This is a genomic window from Nocardia sp. NPDC058497, assembly GCF_042720195.1.
In the GTDB taxonomy this organism is placed as follows: domain Bacteria; phylum Actinomycetota; class Actinomycetes; order Mycobacteriales; family Mycobacteriaceae; genus Nocardia.
Window position 1 is genome coordinate 1 of the sequence record NZ_JBHXMY010000155.1, and the last position, 11,407, is coordinate 11,407.

Annotated in this window: 11 protein-coding genes and 1 tRNA gene; 5 read left to right on the plus strand and 7 right to left on the minus strand. The window is 68.4% G+C overall.

The genetic code is table 11. The annotated features are described in order from the left end of the window. Nucleotides 1-45 precede the first annotated feature (45 nt). The 3 genes from ACFWPJ_RS13280 to ACFWPJ_RS13290 all read right to left on the minus strand — a co-directional run bounded on the left by ACFWPJ_RS13280 (nt 46) and on the right by ACFWPJ_RS13290 (nt 2,925). Nucleotides 46-119 (minus strand) — tRNA-Pro (locus tag ACFWPJ_RS13280). 64 nt (nt 120-183) lie between these two features. Next, nucleotides 184-1,923 (minus strand): hypothetical protein, encoded by a 1,740-nt coding sequence (locus tag ACFWPJ_RS13285; protein WP_378850586.1) that lies wholly within the window; start codon nt 1,921-1,923, stop codon nt 184-186. 39 nt (nt 1,924-1,962) lie between these two features. Beyond that, nucleotides 1,963-2,925, minus strand: coding sequence for a metallophosphoesterase (locus tag ACFWPJ_RS13290; RefSeq protein WP_189032423.1), 963 nt, complete (start codon nt 2,923-2,925; stop codon nt 1,963-1,965). A 122-nt stretch (nt 2,926-3,047) separates the two neighbouring features. On the opposite strand from ACFWPJ_RS13290, the gene ACFWPJ_RS13295 reads away from it, so the two are divergent. Beyond that, on the plus strand, nt 3,048-3,512 hold the full coding sequence (locus ACFWPJ_RS13295) for a GatB/YqeY domain-containing protein (RefSeq protein ID WP_378850589.1): 465 nt from the start codon (nt 3,048-3,050) through the stop codon (nt 3,510-3,512). Between the two features lie 58 nt (nt 3,513-3,570). Here the strand turns inward: ACFWPJ_RS13295 and ACFWPJ_RS13300 are convergent, their stop codons facing one another. Beyond that, nucleotides 3,571-5,952 (minus strand): penicillin-binding protein, encoded by a 2,382-nt coding sequence (locus ACFWPJ_RS13300; protein WP_378850592.1) that lies wholly within the window; start codon nt 5,950-5,952, stop codon nt 3,571-3,573. 372 nt (nt 5,953-6,324) lie between these two features. Here ACFWPJ_RS13300 and ACFWPJ_RS13305 point away from each other — a divergent pair, with 372 nt between their 5' ends. Then, nucleotides 6,325-6,648 (plus strand): WhiB family transcriptional regulator, encoded by a 324-nt coding sequence (locus ACFWPJ_RS13305; protein ID WP_019044565.1) that lies wholly within the window; start codon nt 6,325-6,327, stop codon nt 6,646-6,648. A 109-nt stretch (nt 6,649-6,757) separates the two neighbouring features. Here the strand turns inward: ACFWPJ_RS13305 and ACFWPJ_RS13310 are convergent, their stop codons facing one another. Continuing rightward, nucleotides 6,758-7,885, minus strand: coding sequence for an ArsA family ATPase (locus tag ACFWPJ_RS13310; protein WP_378850594.1), 1,128 nt, complete (start codon nt 7,883-7,885; stop codon nt 6,758-6,760). Next, nucleotides 7,882-8,919 (minus strand): ArsA family ATPase, encoded by a 1,038-nt coding sequence (locus ACFWPJ_RS13315; protein ID WP_378850596.1) that lies wholly within the window; start codon nt 8,917-8,919, stop codon nt 7,882-7,884. The genes ACFWPJ_RS13310 and ACFWPJ_RS13315 overlap by 4 nt, the downstream gene beginning before the upstream one ends. A gap of 59 nt (nt 8,920-8,978) precedes the next feature. Here ACFWPJ_RS13315 and ACFWPJ_RS13320 point away from each other — a divergent pair, with 59 nt between their 5' ends. The 3 genes from ACFWPJ_RS13320 to ACFWPJ_RS13330 are packed head-to-tail and all read left to right on the plus strand — an operon-like array spanning nt 8,979 to nt 10,411. Next, nucleotides 8,979-9,140: a hypothetical protein gene (locus ACFWPJ_RS13320; protein WP_378850599.1), complete on the plus strand. Its 162-nt coding sequence runs from the start codon at nt 8,979-8,981 to the stop codon at nt 9,138-9,140. Between the two features lie 2 nt (nt 9,141-9,142). Then, nucleotides 9,143-9,604: a RidA family protein gene (locus ACFWPJ_RS13325; protein WP_378850601.1), complete on the plus strand. Its 462-nt coding sequence runs from the start codon at nt 9,143-9,145 to the stop codon at nt 9,602-9,604. A gap of 9 nt (nt 9,605-9,613) precedes the next feature. After that, the gene (locus ACFWPJ_RS13330) at nt 9,614-10,411 is read left to right on the plus strand and encodes an MBL fold metallo-hydrolase (protein WP_378850603.1); all 798 of its coding nucleotides are present in this window, start codon (nt 9,614-9,616) and stop codon (nt 10,409-10,411) included. A gap of 169 nt (nt 10,412-10,580) precedes the next feature. Here ACFWPJ_RS13330 and ACFWPJ_RS13335 read toward each other — a convergent pair whose 3' ends face one another. Beyond that, nucleotides 10,581-11,255: a Crp/Fnr family transcriptional regulator gene (locus ACFWPJ_RS13335; protein ID WP_040703546.1), complete on the minus strand. Its 675-nt coding sequence runs from the start codon at nt 11,253-11,255 to the stop codon at nt 10,581-10,583. Nucleotides 11,256-11,407 lie beyond the last annotated feature (152 nt).

Sequence of the window (11,407 nt, forward strand, 5' to 3'; positions counted from 1 at the left end):
GACCAGTGAACTGATCAGGGGCTCTTCTGTGTCTCAACCAACACGTCGGGGTGACAGGATTTGAACCTGCGACCTCTTCGTCCCGAACGAAGCGCGCTACCAAGCTGCGCCACACCCCGTGAGGCGAACCTGAAGTAGCTTACAACGAGGTGATGTGTATTGTTAAACCGGCTGGTCAGGGGGCTAGTTCAGGGCGCGGATGGAGCTGAAGATGCGCTTGGCGGTGGCGGGATCGATGGCGTCGGCGACACCGGTGTCGGCGATCATGACCATGACGAAGCTGCCGTCCTTGGCGCCTTTGAACGCGTAGGTGTAGATGGAGAAGGTGGGGGCGCAGCCGGGCTTGGGGTTGGGGACGGTGCCGGTGGTTTCGGTGAACATGCCCTCGGTCTTGCCGTCGATCGACTTCAGCGGCTGGGCGGGGCCGGGGGTGCCGGTGGAGCCCTTGTAGGCCAGGGGAGCGGCCTTGGTGCCGAGCTCGGCGCCCGCCGCGGCGTGGTCGGCCTGCTTGGAGCCGGTGAGCAGCGACATGGTGCGGGTGGAGCCGGGGCAGTAGTCGCGGCCGTCGGTGGCGTAGCCCTTGCCGATGACGGAGTCACCGGGCGGTTCGCCGACGCCGCCGATGGTGGTCTCGGTGGCGACCTTCCCGCTCGGCGGCACGTCGTAGGCGGCGCCGCGGTCGGGGGAGGCGACCACCTGGTAGCCCTCGATGAGCGGCTTGCGGTCGGACGCGGCGCCCGTCGGTGCCGGTGTGGTGGAACTGGGCTTGGGCTTGCTCGACGAGGGCGGTGCGCCGGTGGTGGTGAGGGCGCTGACCATCGACGGGGTGGTGCCCCCGCCCGCGGTGGTGGTCGGGGAGTCGTCGCCGCGGGTCAGCGCGACCGCGGTGATGCCACCACCGACCAGCAGGACCGCGGCGAGACCCGCGGCCGTCCAGATCGCCGCCTTACCACCGGATTTCGGGCCAGGCGGCATCGGCTGACCATAGGGCTGCTGACCATAGTGCTGGTTGCCGAACTGTTCGAGCGGCGGAATCTCGCCGTACTGCTGCTGCGGCTGCTGCCAGGCCGCCCCACCGAGCACCGTCGGATCGGACTGCCCCCACTGCTGAGCTGGATTCGGCTGCCCCACAGCGGGATTCCACGGCTGCTGGTTGGGTACCTGACCCGCACTCCATTGCGGCTGGCCGGCGGAGACGGCAGGCGGCGCACCCCACTGCTGGCCCGGAACCTGCTGACCGGCAGGGGGATTCGAACCCGGCCACTGCGCGTTCGGGGCACCCAACTGAGTGGCATCGGCCTGGCCGGGCTGCCACGGTTGTGGCGAACCGGGCTGCGCGGCTGAAGGATTCGCGCCATGCCACGGTGCTGGGGGATTGTGCAGCTGCGTCGCATCAGCCTGCCCGGGCTGCGCGGTGGGGGCACTTGGATCAGGCCAGGGCGCGGCGGGGTTGCGCAGCTGGGTCGCGTCGGCCTGGCCGGGCTGCCACGGCTGAGGCGAACCGAATTGTCCGGCAGGAGGATTCGCGCCGGGCCAGGGCGGGGGCTCAGTGGGATTGCGCAGCTGCGTGGCATCGGCTTGACCCGGCTGCTGGGCACCCGGCTGGCCGGCAGGAGGACTGCCCGCGTCCCACTGCTGCGGACCCGCCGGTGTCCACGGCGTCGGATCGGGCAGACCCGGCAGCGGCCCCGAACCGTCCCAGCGCAGGGTCGGCGGGAGACCGGTGCTGCCGGGCGTCCACACCGCGGTCGGGTCGGGTGCGCCCGGATTCGGCTGTCCCGCGGCGGGATCCCCCGGCGCGGGCGCGCCCGGCGGCGGGTTCACCGCGTCGGGACGCTGCCATTGCGCGTCGGGCTGGTGCGGCGCACCGGACCCACCGAATACGGTCGGGTCGTTGCGCCTGTCGTCGGATCCACTGCTCACGGTCATTCCCCTACTGACAAGAGTCGTTCGGGGCAGACCCTAGCGGGCGACGGCCTCCGATGCCGACACGCCATGGCCGGTATCGGCCGACGGCCGCTTCGGCGGGGCGCCGACCAGCGTCAGCAGCGTGGCCTCCGGGCGGCAGCAGAATCGGTAGGGCGCCCACGGTGAGGTGCCGATGCCCGCCGAGACGTGCAGCTGGGTGTGCTCGCCCCACTGGGAGGCGCCCTTGACCCGGGACTTGTCGATGCCGCAGTTGGTCACGAGCGCGCCGTAACCGGGGACGACCAGCTGTCCACCGTGCGTGTGCCCTGCCAGCACCAGGTCGTAGCCGTCCTCGGCGAACCGGTCGAGCACCCGAGGCTCCGGCGAGTGGGTGACACCGATGCTCAGCTGCGCGAGCTGGTTCGGCGCACCGGCGACGGTGTCGTAGCGATCGCGCTGCAGATGCGGGTCGTCGACGCCGGCGCTGGCGATGCGGATGCCCGCCACTTCCAGGTCGCGACGGGTGTGGGTCAGGTCGAGCCAGCCGCGTTCGGTGAACGCCGCGCGCAGATCCTGCCAGGGCAGCGGGTCACCGTAAACGCGGCGATGATCCTTCTTGAAATACTTCAGCGGATTCTTCGGCACCGGCGCGAAATAGTCGTTGGAACCGAACACGAACAGGCCGGGACGGGCCAGCAGCGCACCGAGGGATTGCACAACGGCGGGCACGGCCTTGGGGTGGGAAAGATTGTCGCCGGTATTCACGACCAGGTCGGGTTCGAGCCGGTCGAGTTCGCGCAGCCACTGCTGTTTGAGCTGCTGGCCCGGCATCATGTGCAGGTCGCTGACGTGCAGAATGCGCAAGGTCGGCGAGCCGGGCGCGAGAACAGGCATGGTCGCTTCGCGCAGGACGAACGCGTTCCGTTCGATCAGCGTGGCGTATCCGATGCCGGCGACGGCGGCCCCGGCGGCTCCCAACGCGGTTCGGCGGACAGCGGACGTCGAGATAACGGGCATTTGCCCAGCATAGGCGACCCCCTCCCGGAACGGCGCGTGTGTTTCCGCACAAACGGTCGGAATTTCATCCGCGATGAAAATGTGATGGGACTGGAGGAGGCCGAACAGCTAGCGTGAGGCGCATGTCGGAACTGAAATCGCAACTGCGCGCGGATATGACCGCCGCACTGAAAGCCAAGGACACTCTGCGCCTGTCGACCCTGCGGATGCTGCTCGCCGCGATCCAGAACGCCGAGGTCGCCGGAGCGCAGGCGAAGGAACTCTCCGATGCCGAGGTCGTCGCCGTCTTGCAGAAGGAAGCCAAGAAGCGCAACGAGTCGGCCGTGATCTACGAGCAGAACGGGCGTGGCGAACTGGCCGCGAACGAGCGCGCCGAGGAAGAGATCATCGATCAGTACCTGCCGACCCAGCTGACCGAGGCCGAGGTGGCCCAGGTCGCCGACACCGCGATCGCGCAGGTGGCCGAGGAGATCGGTGAGCGGCCGGGGATGAAGCAGATGGGTCAGGTCATGAAGGCGGCCACCGCCCTCGCCGAGGGCAAGGCCGACGGTTCGCGGCTGTCGGCGGCGGTCAAAGCGCGCCTGTAGACCCGCGCGACAACGAACAGGGCCGCCGTCCGAAGTGGACGGCGGCCCTGTTTCGCTACTACCGCGGCACCGGGATCGGGATCGGTGGCAGACGCGGGATCTGCGGGAGGCCGGGGATCACCGGCGCGGGTGCGGAGGCCGGCGGCGCTGTGACCGGCGCCGGCACCCGCACCGAGCCGTCGCTGATGTAGATCGTGACGACCGAGCCGGGGACAGCCGAGCCGTTCGGCGAGCTGCCCATCACGGTGCCCTTGGCCTGCGAGCCGGGACTGGTCACCGCGGACACCTGGAACCCGGCGCCGGACAGGATCGAGGTGGCCTCGCCCTGCGACTTGCCCGCTACATCGGGGACCTGGGAGTTGTTCGCGCCGCGGACGTACTTGTCGTCCACCGGCGGCAGGGCCGGCGGCGGGTACCGGTCGAGTATCGGCTTGATGGCATTGAACCAGGTGCGGGCCGGTTCGTTACCGCCGAACAGGCCGGCGGCGTTGCTGGCTCCACAGTTACGCAACGGGAACGAGCAGATCTCGCCGGGCGTCGGGCTGTCGCCGTAGACATAGACCGCGGATGCCAGCGAGTTGGTGAAGCCGACGAACGCCGAGGAGCGGTGGCTTTCGGTGGTCCCCGTCTTGCCGGACATCGGCGCCGCCCAGCCGGCGGCTCGTGCGGCGCTCGCCGCGGTACCGCTGATGTCGTCCTTGCTCATCGCGTTCGCCAGGGTGTTGGCGAGACCGGGATCGACCACCTGTTCACACGCCTGCTGGGTGAGCGGGACGGTCTTGCCCTGCCGGTCGACGACCTCCTGGATCGGCGACGGCGGGCACCACTTGCCACCGGAGGCGAGCGTCGCGGCGACATTCGACAGCTCGAGCGGGTTGATCGCGAACGGGCCGAGGGTGAACGAACCCATGTTGTTGTTCTTGATGTGGTCGGCCAGGCTCGTGTTGCCGTGGCCGGAGGTGCCCGGCTTGGTGTAGGCGCGCATGCCGAGCCGCACCGCCATGTCCACCGCGGCCTCGACGCCGACGTCCTGGATCATCTTGACGAAGGTGGTGTTCGGCGAAGTCGCCAGCGCGTCGGTGACCGACATCGACCCCGGGTAGGCGCCCGCGTTCTTCACGCACCACGAGTCGGCCGGGCAGCCCGGCGAGTTCGAGTAGCCCATGCCCCTGGCCGCGTAGGTGCCCGGTACGTCCACCTGGGCGGCGATACCGAGGCCCTTCTCCATCGCGGCGGCGGTGGTGAACAGCTTGAAGATCGAGCCCGCACCGTCACCGGCCATCGAGTAAGGCTGGCCGAGCAGCGTCTCGTTGGCGTCGCGGTTGAGGCCGTATGTGCGGCTCGACGCCATCGCGAGGACGTGGTGCGAATCCTGACCGGGTGCGATCACCGACATGACCTCGGCGATGTTGTCGAGGTTGGGGTCGGCCTGCTCGTTCACCGAGCGCTTCACCGAGTCCTGCAGCACGGGATCGAGGGTGGTCTTGATCAGGTAGCCGCCCTTGTCGACCTGCTCGCGGCTGATGCCCGACTCGGCCAGGTACTGCAGCGCGTAATCGCAGTAGAAGCCCCTGTCGTTGGCGGCGATGCAGCCGCGCGGCAGGCCCTTCGGCTCGGGCAGCACGCCGAGCGGTTCGGACTTGGCCTTGCGGAATTCCTCGGCGCGGTGCGGGATGTTCTGGATCAGGGTGTCGAGCACGGTGTTGCGGCGATCGGTGACGCCCTGGAGGTTGGTGTAGGGGTTCAGCTTGGAGCTGGACTGCACCATGCCGGCCAGCATCGCCGACTGGGTCATGGTCAGCTCGGCGGCGTCGACGCCGAAGTAGGTCTGCGCCGCGTCCTGGATGCCGTAGGAACCGTTGCCGAAGGGCACCAGATTCAGGTAGCGGGTGAGGATCTCGTCCTTGCTCAGCTCGCGGTCGAGCGTGAGCGCCATCCTGATCTCGCGCAGCTTGCGCGCGGGGGTGGTCTCGATCGCGGCGCGGCGTTCGGCGTCGGTCTTCGCGACGACGAGCAGGTTGAAGTTCTTCACGTACTGCTGGTCGAGCGTCGAGGCGCCCTGCTGGACCTCGCCGGAGGAGGTGTTGGTCAGGAACGCGCGCAGTGTGCCCTGCCAGTCGACGCCCTTGTGGTCGGCGAAGCGCTTGTCCTCGATGGACACGATCGCCAGCTTCATGTTGTTGGAGATGCGATCGCTCGGCACCTCGAAGCGGCGTTGCTCGTATAGCCAGGCGATGGGCGCGCCGCTCGCGTCGACCATGGTCGAGACGGCCGGGACCGTGCCCTCCACCAGTTCGGCTGAGACGTTGTCGACGGCATCGGCGGCTCGGTTGGAGATGAACCCGAATCCACCGGCCAAGGGGAACAACAGCCCGGCGACTAGCACGGAGGCCAGCGCGCAGCTGCCGGCCAGCCTCGCGAGCGTTTGAGTGATCGGCACCTGCCCAGAGTAAGGGGTGGGGTGGCGGGGTTCACGGTTGTGCTGCTCGACGGGGAATGTCCGGCCGGTGCCGGGCGGCTTGCTCGGGCGTGTCAACAAAATGATCACATCGGCGTGTCGCGCCCGGCCACGCCGGTGAACAGCAGGACTACCCGGTCGGAGACCGATTTGAATGGACGGCCGTACCAAAAAATCGGGGGCTGGTCTTGCGCAAGCGCCATACCTTTACCTAGATTGAGAACCCAGTGTGATAGAGCTAACACTCAAAGTGGAATGTGGTGCGGACCGCAGCGGTAGTTGGGTTGCTGTGATCCGCGCTCGCGATTCTGGAGCGCCGCACAACGGTGTTCGGACTGCAAAGGGGCACATCAAATGCACATCACAACCCCCATCGCTCGACTGGATGTAGAGCAGGCCGAGGCAAGGATCGCTTGGGTTGCCCAGGCGCGATGCAAGGAAGTGGACCCTGATCAGCTGTTCGTCCGTGGTGCGGCGCAGCGCAAGGCGGCAACGATCTGCCGTCATTGCCCGGTGTTGATGCAGTGTGGCGCCGATGCGCTGGACAACCGGGTCGAGTTCGGAGTGTGGGGCGGGATGACCGAGCGGCAGCGGCGTGCGCTGCTCAAGCAGCATCCCGATGTGACGTCGTGGGCCGACTTCTTCCAGGCGCAGCGACAGCATCAGGTGGCCATCTAGCAGGCGAGACCGGACCGTTATCACAAACGGCGCCGAGACCGCTGGGTTTGCGGAATCGGCGCCGTTGACGGGTGTTACGAGAATGTAATCAATAGCTGAACCGTCTGACTCAGGCGGAGGCGGGCTTGCCCGCCAGCTGGTCGCCGACCGCGCGCAAAGCGTCCAAGTCGGAGACCTCGAACGGCAACGCGGTGACCGAAACGATCGGAACCCGCGGATGGGCGCCGGTGAAGCGATGCAGCAACCGCTGCTCCCGCTTCGCCGTCGCCACCCGCTCGGCGTGGATGCGCAGCACCGACGCGGTCAGCGGGTCCGAATCAGCGAGCTGATCGGCGGCGGTCAGCGCGTGATCGCCGGACAGCCCCGACAACGCGGGATGCGTCCGGTTCAGCACGAGACCGGCCAGCGGCATCCGCTCGGTGGAGAGCCGGTCGACGAAGAACGACGCCTCGCGCAGCGCGTCGGGTTCGGGCGCGGCGACCACCAGGAAGTGGGTGCCCGGCTTCGACAGCATCGCGAAGGTCCGCTCGGCCCGCTCCTGGAAACCGCCGAACAGCGACTCCAGCGACTGCAGGAACGTCGAGGCGTCCTTGAGCATCTGCCCGCCGACGATGGTCGACACCCCACGCATCGCCAGGCTCATCGCGCCGGTGACGAACCGGCCGACCCCGCGGCCCGGCGCCATGATCAGCCGGATCATCTTGCCGTTGAGGAAGGTGCCGAGCCGCTTGGGCGCGTCCAGGAAGTCCAGCGCGTTGCGCGAGGGCGGAGTGTCGACCACGATCAGGTCCCACTCCTTGTGCCCGGCCAGCTGACCGAGCTTCTCCATCGCCATGTACTCCTGCGTGCCGCCGAAGGACGAGGCCACCGTCTGATAGATCGGGTTGGCGAAGATCTGCTCCGCCTTCTCCACACTGGTGTGCTCGAGCACCATGTCGTCGAAGGTGCGGCGCATGTTCAGCATCATCGCGTGCAGCTGGCCCGGCACCTCTGCACCCAGCTCGACCCGCTGCGGCGTGTTGTCCAGGTCGGCCACGCCCAGCGACTGGGCCAGCCTGCGCGCCGGATCGATGGTCAGCACCACGACCTTGCGGCCCGCCTCGGCGGCCCGCAGCGCGATCGCGGCCGCGGTGGTGGTCTTGCCGACGCCGCCGGAACCGCAGCAGACGATCACCCTCGCCGTCGGATCGGCGATGATCTCGGAGACATCCAGCGGGGTGGTCACTTGCTCGCTCATCGCACTCCCTGCGCGGATAGCTGTTCGGCCAGTTCGTAGAGTCCGCCCAGGTCCATGCCGTCGCCGAGAGCGGGCAGGTGCAGCTGGGGAACGTCGACCTGCGCCAGTTCCGCCGCGCTCTCGTCCTGCGCGGTCAGCATGACGGCGTGGTCGACGGTCTCGGTGAGCAGACCGGCGAAATCCTCGTCGGGCAGGGTGATCCCGGCCTTCGCCAGGCTCGCCGCGATGTCGGTGGTGTCGAGGTCGCCGCGCACGGCCAGGTCGCGTTCGGCGGCGTCGAGCTGTGCCTTGGCCGCCCGGTTGACGATCACCGTGCCGATCCGCAGATCGTTGGCGGTGAGTTCGGCGACCGCGTCGGCGGTCTCCTGCACCGGCAGCGCCTCGAGCAGCGTCACCAGGTGGATCATCGTCTGATCGGAATGCAGCAGCTTGGACACGCCCTCGGCCTGCGAGGCGATCGGGCCGCCCTTGGCGATCTCGGCCATGGCCTGGGTGACGTCGAGGAAACTGGCGATCCGGCCGGTCGGCGGCGCGTCGACGACGATGTCGTCGTAGGCGGGCCTGCCGTCCTTGCCGACGCGCACCGCGCACTCCTTGATCTTGCCGGTGAGGATCACATCGCGCAGGCCGGGCGCGATGGTGGTGACGAACTCGATGGCGCCCATCCGGCGCATGGCCCGCCCCGCGAAGCCGAGGTTGTAGAACATGTCGAGGTATTCGAGGAACGCGTGCTCGATGTCGAGCGCGAGCGCGAACACCTCACCGCCGCCGTCGGCGCTGGCGATCTGGGTCTCGGTCGGTGGCAGCGGCGGCCGGTCGAACAGCTGCGCGATGGACTGCCTGCTCTCCACTTCGACCAGCAGCACCTTGCGTCCACCCGCGGCGAGCGCGAGGGCGAGTGCGGCCGAAACGGTCGACTTGCCGGTGCCTCCCTTGCCGGTCACGTAGTGCAAGCGGGCTTTGGCCGCGCGCTGTGGCCATCCGGTCGACGGTCCGGGAACCGACGAAACCGGCTCTGCTGTTGGTGCTCCCACGTCGCCGAGCCTATAACCCGTTTCTCGGCGGCGTTCGGGGTGAGCCCTAAACTCACACCATGAGTGACATCACCCTGTGGGAGTACGCGACCGTGCCGCTGTTGACGCACGCGACCAAGCAGATCCTCGATCAGTGGGGCGCCGACGGCTGGGAGCTGGTCACGGTGCTGCCCGGACCGACCGGCGAACAGCACGTCGCCTACCTGAAGCGGCAGAAGTAGCCGTGGCCACCGCGTGGAAGGACGCGCTCGATCGGCTCGGGGTCACCCTGCCGCCGGTCGCCGCCCCCGTCGCGGCCTACATCCCGGCCGTGCGCACCGGTTCGCTGGTGTACACCTCCGGCCAGCTGCCCTTCGTCGACGGTGAGCTGTCGGCGATCGGCAAGGTCGGTGCCGAGGTCGATGTGGAGCAGGCCAAGGAGGCCGCGCGGCTGTGCGCGCTGAACGCGCTGGCCGCCGTGCACGATCTGGTCGGGCTCGACCAGGTGGTGCGGATCGTCAAGGTCGTCGGATTCGTCAACTCCGCACCGGGATTCACCGATCAGCCGATCGTGATCAACGGCGCGTCGGAATTCCTGGGCGAGGTGTTCGGCGAGGCAGGCGTGCACGCGCGCTCCGCGGTGGGCGTCTCGGAACTGCCGAAGAACACGCCCGTCGAGGTGGAATTGATCGTCGAGGTCGGATAGGCAGCCGTCATGGCACTGGAACATCCCGCGTACGGCCAGGTCAGGGCGGTCACGCCGACGGCGTCGGTGCTGCTCGCCGACAATCCGTCACAGATGACGCTCGACGGCACCAACACCTGGCTGCTGCGCGGACCCGGTAGCGACGCGTACGTGGTCGTCGACCCGGGGCCGAAGGACAAGAAGCACACCGCCGCCATCGTCGAGGCGACCGGCGGCCGGATCGCGCTGACCCTGATCACCCATCACCACCCCGACCACACCGGCGGCATCGATCACCTGGTGAAAGCCACCGGGACGCCGGTGCGGTCGGTGGATCCGAAGTATCTGCGCGGCGAGGTGACCGCGCTGGTCGCCGGCGAGGTCATCGAGGCGGCGGGCCTGCGGATCACCGTGCTCGCCACCCCCGGCCACACCGGCGACTCGGTGAGTTTCCTGCTCGACGACGCGATCGTCACCGGTGACACGGTGCTCGGCGAGGGCACGACCGTGCTCGCGTCGACCGCGGGCGCGCTGGCCGACTTCCTGTCCTCGCTGGAGCTGCTGCTCGAGCGCGGCGCGGGCAAGGCACTGCTGCCCGCGCACGGTCCCGACCATGCCGACGCGGCGCCGGTGGTGCGGTACTACCTGAACCACCGCCGCGAACGGCTCGATCAGATCCGGGCTGCCCTGGCCGAATTGGGTCGCGACGCTGGCGCTTTCGAGGTTGTCCGCAAGGTGTACGCCGATGTGGACAAACGCCTGTGGCCCGCCGCGCGCAGCTCGGTGAAGGCACAGCTGGAATATCTACGGGCAGAACGCGAGTCCTGAGCCCGGTCCTCGAGCCGACGTGCATCGATCAGCACGTCGGCTCCAGGCGCGCGGTGGACCCGCGGAAAACAACGACGGCACGCCGGAACCACGGTGGTGCGGACGAGGCCCTCTCCTCCGGACCCGCACCGGTGGTCCCGGCGTGCCGAGACGTCGACGAACTACTCGATCAGCGAGCGCGACGTGCCAGGCGCTCGGAATCCGAGATCAGCACGCTCTTGCCCTCGAGGCGCAGCCACCCGCGATGGGCGAAGTCGGCCAGCGCCTTGTTGACGGTTTCCCGGGAAGCGCCGACCAGCTGGGCGATCTCTTCCTGGGTCAGGTCGTGGGTCACGCGCAGCGCGCCCGCTTCCTGGGTGCCGAAGCGCTGTGCGAGCTGCAGCAGCGCCTTGGCGACGCGGCCGGGCACGTCGGTGAAGATGAGGTCGGCGAGGTTGTTGTTGGTGCGGCGAAGGCGTCGTGCCAGCACGCGCAGCAGCTGCTCAGCGATCTCGGGGCGCTGATCGATCCACGACTTGAGTGCGTCGCGGTCCATCGTGACGGCGCGGACCTCGGTGACCGTGGTCGCGGTCGAGGTACGGGGGCCCGGGTCGAAGATCGACAGTTCACCGAACATGTCGGACGGACCCATGATGGTCAGCAGGTTTTCCCGGCCGTCGGGTGAGCGACGACCGATCTTCACCTTGCCCGTCGTGATGATGTACAGCCGATCGCCGGGTTCGCCCTCGTTGAAGATGACGTGGCCGCGCGGAAAATCTACGGGCTGCAGCTGCTTGGCGAGCGCGGCCACCGCGGTGGGCTCGACGCCTTGGAAGATGCCTGCTCTGGCGAGGGCCTCGTCCACGAATGTGCTCCTTATGGGATATGGCTTGCGAACCTGGTCGAGCGAATCGACCAACAGCGCAGTCTACGCGGCATCTCGGCAGCACAGTGACAGACACCACGTAAAGAGTGGATTGCGCGATCTGCGCACACCGTGAACGGGCGGTCCGCCCG

Excerpts from the sequence above, each read along its gene's own strand:
- ACFWPJ_RS13320 (WP_378850599.1), top strand. The coding sequence starts at position 8,979 with ATGAGTGACATCACCCTGTGGGAGTACGCGACCGTGCCGCTGTTGACG.
- ACFWPJ_RS13295 (WP_378850589.1), top strand. The coding sequence starts at position 3,048 with ATGTCGGAACTGAAATCGCAACTGCGCGCGGATATGACCGCCGCACTG.
- ACFWPJ_RS13330 (WP_378850603.1), top strand. The coding sequence starts at position 9,614 with ATGGCACTGGAACATCCCGCGTACGGCCAGGTCAGGGCGGTCACGCCG.
- ACFWPJ_RS13305 (WP_019044565.1), top strand. The coding sequence starts at position 6,325 with ATGCACATCACAACCCCCATCGCTCGACTGGATGTAGAGCAGGCCGAG.
- ACFWPJ_RS13290 (WP_189032423.1), bottom strand. The coding sequence starts at position 2,925 with ATGCCCGTTATCTCGACGTCCGCTGTCCGCCGAACCGCGTTGGGAGCC.
- ACFWPJ_RS13310 (WP_378850594.1), bottom strand. The coding sequence starts at position 7,885 with ATGAGCGAGCAAGTGACCACCCCGCTGGATGTCTCCGAGATCATCGCC.